This window comes from Bradyrhizobium liaoningense (genome assembly GCF_018130785.1).
Classification (GTDB): Bacteria; Pseudomonadota; Alphaproteobacteria; order Rhizobiales; family Xanthobacteraceae; genus Bradyrhizobium; species Bradyrhizobium liaoningense_A.
The window spans coordinates 22,223-37,247 of sequence record NZ_JAFCJT010000008.1 but is presented as its reverse complement, the minus strand read 5'-3'; the positions used below and the strand labels follow the sequence as shown (position 1 = coordinate 37,247).

The 15,025-nt window shown below is 66.3% G+C and carries 14 protein-coding genes; 5 read left to right on the top strand and 9 right to left on the bottom strand.

From position 1 onward, the window contains the following. Positions 1-33: 33 nt before the first annotated feature. Together JQ627_RS18765 and JQ627_RS18760 are read right to left on the bottom strand one after the other, a co-directional pair. The gene (locus JQ627_RS18765; RefSeq protein ID WP_212485636.1) at positions 34-1,824 is read right to left on the bottom strand and encodes an acyl-CoA dehydrogenase C-terminal domain-containing protein; all 1,791 of its coding nucleotides are present in this window, start codon (positions 1,822-1,824) and stop codon (positions 34-36) included. A gap of 40 nt (positions 1,825-1,864) precedes the next feature. Further along, positions 1,865-2,251 (bottom strand): nuclear transport factor 2 family protein, encoded by a 387-nt coding sequence (locus JQ627_RS18760; RefSeq protein ID WP_212485635.1) that lies wholly within the window; start codon positions 2,249-2,251, stop codon positions 1,865-1,867. 181 nt (positions 2,252-2,432) lie between these two features. On the opposite strand from JQ627_RS18760, the gene JQ627_RS18755 reads away from it, so the two are divergent. Beyond that, entirely contained in the window at positions 2,433-3,023 is a 591-nt protein-coding gene (locus tag JQ627_RS18755; RefSeq protein WP_028159994.1) for a PadR family transcriptional regulator, read from the top strand. A gap of 12 nt (positions 3,024-3,035) precedes the next feature. Here JQ627_RS18755 and JQ627_RS18750 read toward each other — a convergent pair whose 3' ends face one another. Next, a complete protein-coding gene (locus tag JQ627_RS18750) occupies positions 3,036-3,212 on the bottom strand; it encodes an outer membrane protein (protein WP_212485634.1) in 177 nt (58 codons plus the stop codon). A 293-nt stretch (positions 3,213-3,505) separates the two neighbouring features. On the opposite strand from JQ627_RS18750, the gene JQ627_RS18745 reads away from it, so the two are divergent. The 3 genes from JQ627_RS18745 to JQ627_RS18735 all read left to right on the top strand — a co-directional run bounded on the left by JQ627_RS18745 (position 3,506) and on the right by JQ627_RS18735 (position 9,065). Further along, on the top strand, positions 3,506-6,991 hold the full coding sequence (locus JQ627_RS18745; protein ID WP_212485633.1) for a tetratricopeptide repeat protein: 3,486 nt from the start codon (positions 3,506-3,508) through the stop codon (positions 6,989-6,991). A gap of 389 nt (positions 6,992-7,380) precedes the next feature. After that, the gene (locus JQ627_RS18740) at positions 7,381-8,298 is read left to right on the top strand and encodes a sulfite exporter TauE/SafE family protein (RefSeq protein WP_028151638.1); all 918 of its coding nucleotides are present in this window, start codon (positions 7,381-7,383) and stop codon (positions 8,296-8,298) included. Further along, the gene (locus JQ627_RS18735) at positions 8,295-9,065 is read left to right on the top strand and encodes a TIGR02186 family protein (RefSeq protein WP_212485632.1); all 771 of its coding nucleotides are present in this window, start codon (positions 8,295-8,297) and stop codon (positions 9,063-9,065) included. The genes JQ627_RS18740 and JQ627_RS18735 overlap by 4 nt, the downstream gene beginning before the upstream one ends. Before the next feature lie 112 nt (positions 9,066-9,177). On the opposite strand, the gene JQ627_RS18730 is transcribed toward JQ627_RS18735, so the two are convergent. Both JQ627_RS18730 and JQ627_RS18725 read right to left on the bottom strand, forming a co-directional pair. Further along, positions 9,178-9,951, bottom strand: coding sequence for an MBL fold metallo-hydrolase (locus JQ627_RS18730; RefSeq protein ID WP_212485631.1), 774 nt, complete (start codon positions 9,949-9,951; stop codon positions 9,178-9,180). Between the two features lie 13 nt (positions 9,952-9,964). Continuing rightward, entirely contained in the window at positions 9,965-10,885 is a 921-nt protein-coding gene (locus tag JQ627_RS18725; protein WP_212485630.1) for a DMT family transporter, read from the bottom strand. A gap of 98 nt (positions 10,886-10,983) precedes the next feature. On the opposite strand from JQ627_RS18725, the gene JQ627_RS18720 reads away from it, so the two are divergent. Next, positions 10,984-11,847 (top strand): LysR family transcriptional regulator, encoded by an 864-nt coding sequence (locus JQ627_RS18720; RefSeq protein ID WP_212485629.1) that lies wholly within the window; start codon positions 10,984-10,986, stop codon positions 11,845-11,847. On the opposite strand, the gene JQ627_RS18715 is transcribed toward JQ627_RS18720, so the two are convergent. Genes JQ627_RS18715 through tldD form a run of 4 tightly spaced genes read right to left on the bottom strand, consistent with a single transcriptional unit; the run spans position 11,848 to position 14,992 of the window. Beyond that, positions 11,848-12,414, bottom strand: a complete 567-nt coding sequence (locus JQ627_RS18715; protein WP_212485628.1) for a nucleotidyltransferase family protein — start codon at positions 12,412-12,414, stop codon at positions 11,848-11,850. Positions 12,415-12,426: 12 nt separating this feature from the next. Then, entirely contained in the window at positions 12,427-12,768 is a 342-nt protein-coding gene (locus JQ627_RS18710) for an MmcQ/YjbR family DNA-binding protein (RefSeq protein ID WP_212485627.1), read from the bottom strand. Between the two features lie 23 nt (positions 12,769-12,791). Continuing rightward, the gene (gene lepB, locus JQ627_RS18705) at positions 12,792-13,568 is read right to left on the bottom strand and encodes a signal peptidase I (RefSeq protein WP_212485626.1); all 777 of its coding nucleotides are present in this window, start codon (positions 13,566-13,568) and stop codon (positions 12,792-12,794) included. Then, a complete protein-coding gene (gene tldD, locus JQ627_RS18700) occupies positions 13,565-14,992 on the bottom strand; it encodes a metalloprotease TldD (RefSeq protein WP_212485625.1) in 1,428 nt (475 codons plus the stop codon). The genes lepB and tldD overlap by 4 nt, the downstream gene beginning before the upstream one ends. Positions 14,993-15,025: the final 33 nt, after the last annotated feature.

Sequence of the window (15,025 nt, the reverse complement as noted above, 5' to 3'; positions counted from 1 at the left end):
GCGCGATCGGAATTGTTGTTGACGTGAAACTCCTCAGAACGCTTCCGCCGGCAATTCCATGATGGTGGCGGAGCCGGACTGGATGCGGGCGAGATTGGCGGCGGTCTCCGGCAGCATGCGCTCCATGAAGAAGCGGCCGGTGACGAGCTTGGTCGAGAGATAGGGCGTCGCTCCGGTCTCGGCAATCTTGGCCTGTGTCACCTTGGCCATCTTCGCCCACATGTAGCCGAGCGCGACGAAGCCGAAGAGATGCAGGTAATCCGTTGCGGCGGCGCCGGCATTGTCCGGCTTCGCCATCGCGTTCTGCATCAGCCAGGTCGTGGCCTGCTGGAGATGGCCGAGCGAGGCCGAGAGCGGCGCGATGAAGGGCTTGAGCGCCTCGTCGCCGCCGTTCTCCTTGGCGAAGGCCATGACCTCGCCGAAGAAGGCCATGATGGCGCGGCCGCCGTCGCGCGGCAGCTTGCGGCCGACGAGGTCGAGCGCCTGGATGCCGTTGGCGCCTTCATAGATCATGGCGATACGCGCATCGCGCACGAACTGCTCCATGCCCTGCTCGGCGATGTAGCCGTGGCCGCCATACATCTGTTGCGCCTGCACCGCGTTGGCGAAGCCGTAATCGGTGAGGAAGCCCTTCAGCACCGGCGTCATCAGGCCCATGTGGTCGTCGGCGGCCTGGCGGTCCTTCGGATCCTCCGAGCGGTGGGCAACGTCGCTCTTCAGCGCGGTCCACATCACGAAGGCGCGAGCGGCTTCGTTGAAGGCACGGATCGAGAGCAGCGTGCGGCGGACGTCGGGATGCACGATGATCGGGTCGGCCTGCTTGTCCGGCGCCTTGGCGCCGGTCAGCGAGCGGCCCTGGATGCGCTCGCGGGCATAGGCGACCGCGTTCTGATAGGCGACCTCGGACTGCGCGAGGCCCTGCACGGCGACGCCGAGGCGAGCCTCGTTCATCATCACGAACATGCCCTGCATGCCCTTGTTTTCTTCGCCGATCAGCCAGCCGGTGGCGCTGTCGTAGTTCATCACGCAGGTGGAATTGCCGTGAATGCCCATCTTGTGCTCGATCGAGCCGCAGACCACGCCGTTGCGCGCGCCGACCGAACCGTCGGCATTGACGAGGAACTTCGGCACCACGAACAGCGACACGCCCTTGATGCCGGCCGGTGCGCCCTCGATGCGGGCGAGCACGAGGTGGATGATGTTGGGGGCGAGGTCATGCTCACCGGCCGAGATGAAGATCTTCGTGCCGGTGATCTTGAAGCTGCCGTCGGGCTGGCGGACCGCCTTGGTGCGGAGCATGCCGAGATCGGTGCCGCAATGCGGCTCGGTCAGGTTCATGGTGCCGGTCCACTCGCCCGCCACCATCTTCGGCACGTAGGTCTGCTTCTGCTCGGGCGAGCCGTGCACGATCAGCGCGGCGGTCGCGCCCATGGTGAGGCCGCCATACATCGAGAACGCCATGTTGGCGGAGATCTGGAATTCGTTGACCGCCTGCGAGAGCGTCACCGGCAGGCCCTGGCCGCCGAACTCGGTCGGCGCCGACAGACCGAGCCAGCCGCCTTCGGCGACCTGCTTGAACGCGTCCTTGAAACCCTTCGGCGTGGTGACGCTGCCGTCATCGGCGCGCTTGCAACCTTCGAGATCGCCGACGCGGTTGAGCGGCTGCAGCACTTCTTCCGCAAGCTTCGCGGCTTCGCCGAGAATGGCTTCGCGCACGTCGCTCGACGCATCGGAGAAGCCGGCCAGATTGTCGTAGCGGTCGATCTGGAAGACGTCATTGAGCAGGAAGTTCACGTCTTCGACGGGGGCTTTATAGATCGGCATGGTGGTCTCCCGGCAGGCGGTCTGAAGTGATGATGTTGGCTTAGGATTGCGCGGCGGCAAGCTGCTCCGCCATCAGGCGATGCAGCATGTTGATCGCCTTGAGCGGACGCACCATCACCTTGAAATGGGTGATGCGCCCCTCGCTGTCGAAGGTGATGATGTCGACGCCGTTGATCTCGATGCCGTCGATGACATTCTTGAATTCGAGCACGGCGCCGTTGGCGCTTTTCCACTCGCCGACATAGGTGAAGCCGGGACCGCCGAGCACCTTCTCGGCGCTGGAGAGATATTTGAAGGTGATGTCGCGGCCGCGTTGCGGCGAGTGCACGACGGGGCTTTCAAACACGGCGTCAGGATGCAGCAGGTCCCAGAGCGCGGCGCGATCATGGGACTTCATGTAGCCGTACCAGGAGTCGAGGCCGGTCATTGTCAGGGTGCCTCCCTTGGATCAAAGGCCTTGGCAAAAACTCGAAAACAACCCCATGCAAAGTCGTGCAGAGGGCTGGTACAGGGGGTCTGAAGCCCACCTCATATGCACATTGACGCATATGCATCAATGCGCATAAAGTCAAGTCAATTGGTCGGGACCTCTAACGGGAGTTGGTGCCATGGCGCTGGGCGACGCAATCCTCGCATGCCTGACGGAACGCCCGATGACGGGCTACGAGCTCGCCAAGACGTTCGACTCCTCGATCGGCTTCTTCTGGAAGGCCGACCACCAGCAAATCTACCGCGAGCTCTCCAAGCTGCGCGACCGCGGCTACATCCAGGGCCGCGAGGTCGTGCAATCCGGCAAGCCCAATAAACTGATCTATACGCTTACTCCCGAGGGTCGAACAGCGCTGCGGCACTGGGCCGCGCGGCCCAGCACGCCGCCCTCGATCAAGGACGACCTCCTGGTGCGGCTGCATGCGCTCGACAGTATCGACATCGAGCCGATGCGCACTGATTTGATGGCTCGGCTGGAGCACCATCGCGACCGGCACGAGAATTACGAGCGGATCCTCAAGAAGCGATTTCCGGAGGGCTCGGCGTCGGGCGTGCTCGACCTCGGTAATTTGCTCCTGCTTCAGCTCGGTGCCCGGCACGAGCAGATGGTGGCCGATTTCTGCGAAGAGGCGCTCCAGGCGCTATCGGCGATGAGCGGCAAGGGCACGGTCGTGCCACTGGAGGACGGCAAGCGCGAGGGGAAGGGCTAGCTCGCAGCAGCCTTAGTACTTCGTGACGACAGGCCTATCCCAGTTGAACCGGACATTGACGCCGGCGCGGACGATGTCGTCCGTCAGCCTGACGTCGCGCGTGACGGCGCCGCTGATCGGCGGATCGACATATCGTTTGCTGCCAAAATCGACGTGCACATATTCGAGCTTGAGGGTCACGTCAGGCAAGAACCCGCCCGTGGATCGGGCCGCTCTCTATCCCTTGAGACGTGCGGATCGGGCGCGTGGCGAAATCTTTGTCGGGGCGCGGCTTTGGAGCGGGGCCAACGGCGGCAAATGGTTCCCGACGCCCAACTTTAAGACATCGGCAACGCGTTCCTTAACCCGTTATTTACCGTAACAGGAAAAAGTCGGTTTTCGAGGCAGACGACCCGCGCCAAATCCGATTGTCTTTGCAACCGGCACGCGTGGGGAGGCTGGAGGTGCCGGGTGGGGCGCCGAAGTCGGAACCGGACAGAGTCATGAATTCGCGCGTATCGTGGAGTGTTGACGGCATCGATCCATCCGTCAGGGAGCGGGCCGAAGCTGCTGCGCGTCGCGCCGGCATGTCACTCAACGATTGGCTGAACTCCACGCTCGGCGAGACTGTCCCGCCAAATTTTCGCGGGCCTTACGATCAGCGTCCGCAAGCCCCGAACGTTCCGAGCCAGGTGGCTGGTCAGGTGCCGAGCCAGGAAAGCCGCGAAGTCGCCGACATCCACCAGCGGCTCGACGCGATCACCCAGCAGATCGAGCGGATTTCAAAGCCCGCAGCGCGCCAGGACGCTTCACGACAGGACGTCTCGCGCGAGCAGGGCGTCGCACGCCAGCTCAACGACGCGATCTCGCGGCTCGATGCGCGGTTGTCGCAAATCTCCCGTCCGCAGCAGCCGCAACCGCAGCAGCCTCAGGCGCCGCGGCCGGCACCGGCACAAGTTGAAACGCGCCAGCATCAGGCCGATGCGGTCGAGCGTGCCGCCGCGCAGGTCTATCGCAGCTCGCCTCCCTTGAGCCCCGCATCGTTCGACGTTGCCGTCGCCGAGATCACCGCACGGCAGAGCGAGCTCGACGGCTTTACGCCGCGGCAGGTACCGCCGCGCGCCGCGCCGCCGATTGCACCGATGGCAGCTCCTTTCGCCCCCCCGGTGGCGCCTCCCGCGCCTGCCTACGTTCCGCCGCCACCGCAGCCGGGGCCGGATTTCTCGTCGCTCGAGCGCCATCTGCTCAAGATCACGAGCCAGATCGAATCGCTCCAGCGCCCCGACAACACCGAGCAGGCGATCAACGCTTTCCGCAGCGAGCTTGCCGAGATTCGCCACGCCATCACCGAGGCGATGCCGCGCCGCGCGATCGAATCGATCGAGAACGAGATCCGCTCGCTGCACCGTCGCATCGACGAGACCCGCTCGTCCGGCACCGACGGCCAGGTCCTGTCGGGCATCGAGCACGCGCTGTCCGACATCAAGCAGGTGCTGCGCACGCTGACGCCGGCCGAGCAGCTCACCGGCTATGACGAGGCGATCCGCAATCTCGGCGCCAAGCTCGATCTGATCCTGCGCGCCAATGACGACCCGTCGACGGTGCGCCAGCTCGAAGGCGCGATCTCGGCGCTGCGCGGCATCGTCTCCAACGTCGCCTCCAACGAAGCCCTGGCGCGTCTTTCCGAAGACGTGCAGCTGCTGTCGTCCAAGGTCGACCAGGTCACCCGCTCGTCCGGCCCCAGCGACAGCTTTGCCGTGCTGGAGCAGCGCATCGCGGCGCTCACCGCCGCGCTGGAAACGCGCGAGCGGCCTCAGCCGTCCGAGAGCACCGAGCATCTGGAAAGCGCCATCCGCGCGTTGTCGGACCGTTTCGACCGTATGCAGGTCGGCAACGATTCCGCATCGACGTTTGCGCACCTCGAACAGCGCGTCTCGTATCTGCTGGAGCGGATCGAAGCCGCCTCCGATCCGCGCAACGGCAATCTCAGCCGCGTCGAGGATGGGCTGCACGACATCCTCAGGCATCTGGAACGGCAGCAGGCGACCTATTCCGCACTGGCCGAGAGCCGCAATTCGGCACCGCCTGCCGATTCCGACATGGTCGATCTCGTCAAGCGCGAGCTGTCCGATATCCGCTTCAGCCAGGCCGAGACCAACCGCAGCACCCAGGACTCGCTCGAGGCCGTCCACAGCGCGCTCGGCCATGTCGTCGATCGCCTCTCGGTGATCGAGGGTGATCTGCGCGCGGTGCGGACGGCGCCGCCGGCACCCGCGCCGCAGCCGATGCCGACGTCCATGTCGATGCCGATGGCCGCGCCCATGGAGCCCGCGCCGATGGCGCGCGAGCCGTGGCCCCAGCAACAGCAACCGAAATACGATCCGAAGCCGGAGCTGCCGAACCCGGCCGCCGCGCAACAACAGGCGCAGCCCGCCTTTGTCGCCGCGCCGCGCGAATTCCACGCCGCCGCCGCACCGGCCGCGCCGCCGCCGGTGCCGACGGCGCCGCCCGTTCCGCCGCGTGCGATCAGCGAAATCCTCGAGCCGCACACGGCCCCTGCGCGCGCCGCGCTCGCACCGGAATTGCCGCCGGATCATCCGCTTGAGCCGGGCACACGGCCGGGCGGCCGCGTCGCCACGCCGTCGGAGCGCATCGCCGCGTCCGAAAGCGCGATCAGCGAGATTCCCGCCGCGCCGAAGGAGCCGGTGTCGTCGTCGAGCTTCATCGCGGCCGCGCGCCGCGCTGCGCAGGCCGCCGCCGCGCAGCCGGAAAAGCCGGCCCGCGGTGCCAAGGCAAGTGCGAAGGCCGCGGCCAAGGCGGCCATTGCAGGCCGCGCCAAGGACAAGGGCCAGGAAGGCCCCTCGACCATCACCTCGAAGATCCGTTCGCTGCTGGTCGGCGCGAGCGTGGTCGTGATCGTGCTCGGCACCTTCAAGATGGCGATGAACCTGCTCGATGGCGGTGGCCCGGCGCCGTCGCCGCAGGCGATGGAGACTTCGTCGCCCGCACCCGCGCCGCAGGCAGCACCGCCGCCGGTCGAGAACAAGCCCTCTACGCCTGATCAGGTCACGCCGTCGATGACGTCGCCGACGCCGATCGGCAAGCAGTCGCAGAACAATCCCGCGCCGGCGCCCGCCGCCGGCAGTTCGGCCTCCGTTGAAATTCCGTCGACCCCCGCCGCGGCGCCGACCGCGCCCGCGACCAGCAACGACGTCACCGGCGCGCTGTCCGGCACGAGCCGCGCGAAGCTCGGCGTGATCCAGGTGCCGCCGAGCGAAAAGCTCCCTGACGGCATCGGCGGTCCGGTGCTGCGCACCGCCGCGATGAAGGGCGATGCGACCGCGGCCTACGAGATCGGCGTCCGCTTTGCGGAAGGAAAGGGCGTCGCTGCGAATTACGATGAAGCCGCCAAATGGTACGACCGCGCGGCGCAGGCCGGCGTGGTGCCCGCGACCTTCCGCCTCGGCACGCTCTATGAGAAGGGCTTGGGGGTGAAGAAGGACGCCGACATCGCCCGCCGCTACTACACGCAGGCCGCTGAGCGCGGCAACGCCAAGGCGATGCACAATCTCGCGGTGCTCGACGCCGACGGCGGCGGACGCGGCGCCAATTACAAGAGCGCGGCACAGTGGTTCCGCAAGGCCGCCGATCGCGGCGTCGCCGACAGCCAGTTCAACCTCGGCATCCTCTATGCCCGCGGCATCGGCGTGGAGCAGAACCTCGCCGAATCCTACAAATGGTTCACGCTCGCGGCCGCCCAGGGTGACGCGGATGCGTCCGGCAAGCGCGACGACGTCGCCAAGCGGCTCGATCCGCAGTCGCTCGCCGCCGCCAAGCTCGCGATCCAGACTTTCAGCGCCGAGCCGCAGCCCGACGACGCCGTCAATGTCACGGCGCCTGCCGGCGGCTGGGACAGCGCGCCGCAGGCAAACGCAAAACCCGCGCCGAAGCCGGTTGCGACCAAGCGCTCGGCCTCGGCTGCGCATTAAACGGTTTTGGTACGCACTCTCCTCTTGTCGTCGCCCGGCTTGCCGCCTTCGCTGAAGCTTCGGCGTGCCGAGCGCTCGTGTGGGCCTCGGCGTAGCCTTGGCGGAGCCGGGACCGGGCGACCCAGTATTCCAGAGACGCCAGTTTGATGCGGAGAGGCTGCGGCGTACTGGATGCCCCGGTCAAGCCGTGGCACGACAGCGGAGCAAGCGGCGAAATCCCAGGCTCGCAGTGAAACAGCCATCTGATCCCGCTTAGCTCGTTCACCACGCATCAAAATTCCTGATCCGCGCCCCCGCGAATTCCGCTATTGAGGGGCGCGGCAATCGTTCCGACCGTCCGGCGAGCATTCCCGCGCAATCGATCCATTTCGCCGGAGCGTGGTCCTTCGATGCAGCTCTATCTCCCGATCGCCGACCTGCCGGTCAACATCTTCCTGGTGCTGGCGATGGGTGCGGCGGTCGGCTTCGTCTCCGGCATGTTCGGGATCGGCGGCGGCTTCCTGATGACGCCGCTTCTGATCTTCATCGGCATCACGCCGGCAGTCGCGGTTGCCTCCGTTGCGAGCCACATCGCGGCGTCCTCCTTTTCCGGCGCGCTCTCTTATTGGCGACGGCGTGCGATCGACCCGGCGCTGGCGAGCGTGCTGTTGTGCGGCGGTGTCACCGGCACGGCGCTCGGTGTGTGGACCTTCACGCAGCTCCGTGCGCTCGGCCAGCTCGACCTGATGATCGCACTGTCTTACGTCGTGCTGCTCACCACGGTCGGCAGCCTGATGTTCTCCGAGGGCCTGCGCGCCCTGATGCGGACCCGCCGCGGCGCGGTGCCGCCACGGCGCACGCACAACTGGATCCACGGCCTGCCGCTGAAAATGCGGTTCAAGCGCTCGAAGATCTACCTCTCGGTGATTCCTGTCGTGATCGTCGGCATCGTGATCGGCTTCATCGGCGCCATCATGGGCATCGGCGGCGGCTTCATCCTCGTGCCGATCATGATCTATCTGCTGCGGGTGCCGACCTCCACGGTGATCGGGACCTCGATGGTCCTGACGCTCGTCACCATGCTGTTCGCGACCCTGCTGCATGCGGTGACTAATCACCTCGTCGATGCCGTGCTGGCGCTGATCCTGATGGTCGGCGGCGTCACCGGCGCGCAGTTCGGCGCCCGCGCCGGCCAGAAGATCCGGGGCGAGCAACTCCGGCTGCTGCTCGGCCTGCTGATCCTTTCGGTCGGCGTCCGCTTCGCCATCGAGCTGGTGATCCGGCCCGAGGATCTCTTCACCATCCGGGAATTGGGGGTGAGCGGATGATGCGCGCAGCTCTCGCAGTTCTTCTCGTCCTGCTGCTCGGCTCGGTCGCGCGTGCCGAGCGACTGATCGTGTCGGTCTCCAACCATCGCGTCACGGTGACGCCGAACTATTCCGGCGAGGAACTGGTGCTGTTCGGCTCGGTCGAGAAGGACGCCTCCACGCCCGCGGACCGCAAGACCTACGATCTCGTCGTCACCGTGATGGGCCCGCGCGCCGAGATGGTGACGCGGCGCAAGGAACGCAAATTCGGGATCTGGATCAACACCGATTACCGGCAGTTTCTGGAGGTGCCGAGCTATCTCGCGCTGTTCGCCAACCGGCCCTTCGATGTCATCACCTCGCCCGAGATCGCGCGGCGGCAGCAGATCGGACTCAACAACGTGCTGCTGACCCAACGGGTCAGCGGCGACTACGCCGACGTGGTGCCGAACGATGCGTTCCGCTCGGCCTTCATTCGCCTGCGAACGGAGAGAGGTCTCTATCGCGAGGACCCGAGCGCGGTGACGTTCCTGACACCGACGCTGTTCCGCACCGGCATTCCACTGCCGGCGGAGGTGCCGATCGGCACCTATGAGGTGGAAATCAAATTGTTCGCCAACGGCGCGTTGGTCACCAAGACCGAGACAGCGTTCGAGATCGTCAAGGTCGGCTTCGAGCAGTTCGTCGCGACCAGTGCGCGGCAGCACGGGCTGATCTATGGCCTCGTCACCGCGGCCATGGCGCTGATGACGGGCTGGATGGCGTCGATCGTGTTTCGGAAGGATTGAGGGTTGTCATTCCGGGGCGCGCGAAGCGCGAACCCGGAATCCATCGATCCTCAGAGCTGGTGGCGCGATGGATTCCGGGCTCGACGCTTCGCGTCGCCCCGGAATGACGATCTCACGGCGCCTCGAGCACCGTCGGCAGGCCGGGCTCCAGCAATCGCAGCCGCGTCCCGAAGCCGAGCACGTCAAAGGTCTTGCGCAGGTCCTCGCCGTTCTGGCGGAAATGCGCCCAGCCTTCGGTATGCACGGGCACGATCATCGCATCCGGAAAGGCGCGCGCCGTCTCGATGGTGTCGTTGGTGTCCATCGTGAGGTGGAACGGCCCGCGCGTCTGCGCCGCGCCCGCGAACGGCAGCACCACGCCGCATTTGAAACGGCGCGCGACCTCGGCGACGCCGTCGAACCAGGTGGTGTCGCCGCTGATATAGACCGCGCTCGTGTCCTGCCGGCTCGACGACACCACGAAGCCGATGACGTCGCCCGACAGCGGCTCGATGCCGGCCGGGCCGTGGCGCGCGGGCGTCGCGGTGATCGTCAGCGTGTTGCCGTCACGGTCCTTCAGATGCGAGGTCGCCCAGGGCGCGAGGCCCTCCGCATGGCCGCCGAGGCGTTTTGCGCCGGCTTCGGTCGTCAGCACGCGCTTGGCGTGTTTGAGATACTCGCGGCCTGAATTGTCGAGATTGTCCGAGTGCTGGTCGTGGCTGAGCAGGACGGCATCGACCGGCCCGATTGCATCGGCCTTCAGCGCTGGCCCGATCGTCTTCTCCAGCTTCACATGCGGCAGCTGATAGGCGCCCGGCGCATCGAAGGTGGGATCGGTGAGCAGCCGGAAGCCGTCGATCTCGATCAGCGCGGTGGGACCGCCGATCAGGGTGATGGAAATGGGCATGAGAAAACTCCTCTTACGCGACCGGCTTTGCCGGGCGCGTCACCAGGTAAATGCCGAGCGCCACCGGAATGATCCCGAGCAGGTCGCGAGCCTCGACGTGCTCGCCGAGCACGACGTAGGCGAACAGCATGCCAAGTGGCGGCATCAGGAAATGATAGGCGCTCGCAGCCGTTGCGCCACACACTTTCAGGAGATGAAACCAGAGCCAGTAGGCGAGGATCGAGCCGCCGAGCACGAGGAACGCGAAGGCGCCGACCAGGCTCGGGGTGAAATCAATCGCGTGGACGTCGGCGAAGGTGAACGCGATCGGCGTCAGCACGATGCCAGCGGCGAGGTTCTGCACGCCATTGCCGATCCACAGGCTTCCCTTCGGCGCGAGCAGCTTGAACAGAATCGTGCCGGCGACGATGGAGGCGAGCGAGGCCAGCGTGAACAGGATGCCGTGCAGGGAGTCCGTGCCGACCGCGAGGCGATGCCAGACGATCAGGGTCACGCCGATGATGCCGAGCGAAAGGCCGCCTGCCTTGCGCCAGGTCATGCCTTCGCCAAGCAAAAGTGCGGCGAGCGCGGCGGTGAACACGGGATTGGCCGAGACGATCAGGCCGCCGAGGCCGGCGGAGACCGATTGCAGTCCGGTGTAGCCGAGCCCCAGGTAGAGCGCGTTGTTGGCAATCCCGAGCACGGCGAAGATCGCGGCATCGCGCCATGACAACGACCAGTCACCACGAACCATCGTAGCCCCGAGGATCAGAATGCCGGCGAGCGAGAACCGCGCCGTGAGCAGGATCAGCGGCGGGCAATGGGTGACGCCGATCTTGCCGGCGACGAAGGCGTAGCTCCAGAGCAGGCAGAACAGGCCGATAGCAAACGGCAGCGCGTTGAAGCGGCTGCTGGGGACGGACATCGAGGGGGCAAAGGAAACAGGGCGTGACATGCGGGCATTCTCCTGAGCTCTCGATCTAGGGAGCGGCCTTGTCATTTGGAAATTAAATGATTAAATGTTTGTCAGTGGGTTTTCGAATGGAGGCGGCCATGCTCGACCTGGAGCTCCTGCGCAGCTTCGTCTCGGTGGTTGAAGCCGGCGGCTTCACCCGCGCCGGCGAGCGCGTCCACCGCACGCAATCGACCGTCAGCCAGCAGATCAAGCGGCTCGAGGAGGACGTCGGCCAGGTCTTGCTGCACCGAGACGGCAAGGACGTGCGCCCGACGGAGGCCGGCGAGCGGTTGCTGTCCTATGCGCGGCGGCTGCTGACGCTCGCCGAGGAGGCGCGCGACGTGCTGCGCGAGCCCGACAGCGAAGGCGCGATCCGGCTCGGCATCCCCGAGGATTTTGCTGCGTATCGTCTCGCAAAGTTGCTGGGCGCGTTCTCGCGCTCGCATCCGGGCCTTCGGCTCGACGTGCGCGCCGACCAGAGCAAGAATTTGAGCCGCGACCTCGAACGCGGCGAGCTCGATCTCGCGCTGTTCAAGCGCGAAGCTGGCGCGAAGGGTGCCATCGCGGTGTGGCCGGAGCGCGTGCACTGGGTCACCAGCAAGAGCCATCCGGTCGACGTCAATGCGTCGTCGGTGCCGCTGATCGGATTTCCGCTTGGCTGCCTCTACCGCGCCGGCGCCATCCATGCGCTGGAAAGCGCGGGCCGCGCCTGGCATATGTCCTATTCGTCATCGAGCCTCGCCGGCATCCAGGCCGCAGTCGCCGCCGGCATGGGCCTGAGCATCCTGTCGGAGATGTCGATCCAGTCCGACCACCGCGTGCTGACGGCGAAGGACGGATTTGAGCCGATCAACCGGACCGAAGTGGCGCTGATGGCCTCGCCCGGCGCTAGCCCCGCAACGCTGCGGCTTGCGGACCGGCTCGCGGAATTCTGCGAGAACGTGCAGGCGAAGGCGGCGTGATCACTCCGCCGCAATCACGGTGAGCTCCGGCCACAGCGCCTTCCATCGCGCGGCCTTCACCGCGTAACTCGCGGCTGAAAAATTCGCTCCCGGGTTGGGCCGCGCGACCAGCCCCGCGATGTCGTCGAAGCCGTGCGGTGCGTAGACCTCAAAGCCGCCGCCGGCGCGTCTCACCCCAACTTGCGTGTTCTGCGTGAGGAAGCGGTCGATGCCGTCTGTCGAGCAGGTCAGGGGCGGATAGGGCAGGCCGTGCTTGCCGGGGTACCACAGGTGCACGCGCGCCTGGTTGCGGATCTCGATCTTCACGCCGAGGTGTCCGAGCCGCGCTTGCAGCGTGCGGATCACCGCATCCTCCGCTTCCCATGACGTGTCAGGGTCGAAATAGAACACGTCGTAATCGGCGATGCCGTGATCGACCGCTCGGCCGGTGAGCACGTTCCACGCCGTCTGCACCAGACATCCCGACACCAGCAACGCATCGGGCAGTGCGAGCGAGGCGAGCTCGTCGATGATCGCGACGTTGACCGGGTTCTTCAGCGCCAGCGCGAGGAAGCGGTCCCGATCCATCGCGGCCATCGCTCACGCGCCGGCATCGAATGCGGCGCGCGTTGCCTTCGAGGCAAGGCCGCGCCAGCGCCGCCGCAAGAACGGCTCGACCATCGCGCGCTTCGCCCTGGACAGGCGGATCAGCACGATCGGATAGTCGGCATAGTGATCGGTGAAGTAGAAGATTTTTGGCTGGCTCTCGACCAGCAAGGTGCGCTCGTCGATCGGAACGTCGGGCATGACAAGGCTGTCGCCGTCCTCCCTCAGCCGCACCAGCATCTTCTTGCGCACTTTCAGCGCGGGCGTGCCGTAGGAGGCGCCGTCCTCGACCTCCGGCCACGTCAGTGCAAATTTTCTGACGTCGTCGAAGGTCATTTGATCAAGATCTTGCGATCGGCTCAGTGCACGGCGGTGAAGAACCGCGTGAGCCGGAAACCGGACAGCCAGGTCCACACCGGCTGGCCGCGCATGCCGAGATCCCAGGAGCCGACCACGGCATCGGCGCGGCCGACCAGATTGTCGATCGGCAACAGGCCGACGCCGCCGGAGCGCAGGGGCACGCGGCTGTCGGCGGAGTTGTCTCGGTTATCGCCGAGCACGAAGAGGTGGCCGGCCGGGACCGTCACCTCGGGCGTGTTGTCGAGCGGGCCGTTGTCGCGCATCTTGAAGATCAGATGCGACACGCCGTTCGGCAGGGTCTCGACATAGCGGTAGGCAGGCTCGCTGCCGCCATTGTCGTCCTCGGCGGCGCCGACGCCATCCGGCTTCAACTCGGCGGGACGGTCGTTGATGAAGAGCTGTCCCTGCCGCATCTGGATGCGGTCGCCGGGCAGACCCACGACGCGCTTGACCCAGGCCTGCGAGCGATCGCCGGGCCAGCGAAACACGACGACGTCGCCTTGCTTCGGCGTCTCCCCGAAGACGCGGCCGCTTTCGGGCAGGTTGATCTGGATCGGCAGCGACGAGGTGCCGTACCCATAGGGGAATTTCGAGGCGAGCAGCGCATCGCCGATCAGGAGGGTCGGCTCCATCGAACCCGACGGCACGTAGAACGGCTCGGCGAGCGCGCCCTTGGCGATGAACACGGCGGCGACGATGCCGGCGAGCTGCATGAGCTGGCCGCCCCAGCCACTGCTCTTCCGCTTGGCGGGGACAGTTACTTTATCAACGCTCATGCGCCCGTTCCACCCACCGTAATGCGTTCCATCAGAAGCGACGGCTGGCCGACGCCGACAGGCACGCCCTGGCCGTTCTTGCCGCAGGTGCCGATGCCCGTGTCGAGCGCGAGATCGTTGCCGATCATGCGGATGCGATGCAAATCGGTCGGGCCGTTGCCGATCAGCATGGCGCCCTTCAGGGGCGCGCCAAGCTTGCCGTTCTCGATCTTGTAGGCCTCGGTGCACTGGAACACGTACTTGCCCGAGGTGATGTCGACCTGGCCGCCGCCGAAATTCGCGGCGAACACGCCGTTCTTCACGGACGCCAGGATCTCGGCCGGATCGCGGTCGCCCGCGAGCATGTAGGTGTTGGTCATGCGCGGCATCGGCACATGGGCATAGCCCTGGCGGCGGCCGTTGCCGGTCGGCTTCATGTTCATCAGGCGCGCGTTCTGGCGGTCCTGCATGTAGCCGACCAGAATGCCGTCCTCGATCAGCACGGTGCGGTTGGTCGGCGTGCCCTCGTCGTCGATCGACAGCGAGCCGCGGCGCGAGGCAATGGTGCCGTCGTCGACGACGGTAACGCCCTTGGCCGCGACCTGCTGGCCCATCAGGCCGGCGAACGCCGAGGTCTTCTTGCGGTTGAAGTCGCCCTCGAGGCCGTGGCCGACGGCTTCATGCAGCATCACGCCGGGCCAGCCGGCGCCAAGCACGACGTCCATTTCGCCGGCCGGGGCCGGAATCGATTCCAGATTGACGAGCGCCTCGCGCAGCGCGCCGTCGGCGGCATCGCGCCAGGACTTCGTCTCGATGAACTCGGCATAGCCCGCGCGGCCGCCATAGCCCTTGCTGCCGCTCTCCTGGCGGTCGCCCTGACCGGCGACGACGGAGATGTTGACGCGCACGAGCGGACGGATGTCGCGATAGCTCTCGCCGTCAGGCCTCAAGATCTCGACGACCTGCCAGGTCGCGCCGAGGCTGACGCTGACCTGCCGCACCCGCGGATCCTTGTCGCGCAGATAGGCGTCGATCTCGGCGAGCAGCTTCACCTTGGTCTCGAAACCCGGCGCATCCAGCGGATTGTCGTCACTATAAAGTCGCACGTTGGTATGCGCCGGCGGGGCCGCAAAACTGCCGGAATAGCCACCGCGCACGGCCGCGACCGCGTCCGCGGCGCGAATCAGCGCCGGCACCGACACGTCGGAGGAATGCGCATAGCCGACCGCGTCATCCTTGACGGCGCGCAGGCCAAAACCCTGGGAGGTGTCGTAGGTCGCCTGCTTCAGCCGCCCGTTGTCGAACATCAGCGCTTCGGTCTGGCTGTATTCCAGGAACAATTCGCCGTCGTCGGCGCCGGCAAGCCCCCGCGCGACCTCGTTGCGAACCTGGTCGCGGTCGAGATTGGCGCGGTCGAGCAGGGAGGTTGTGGCTGGATTGGTCATGGGCCCGTCCATTATCGGAAGATGTAGGGCAAG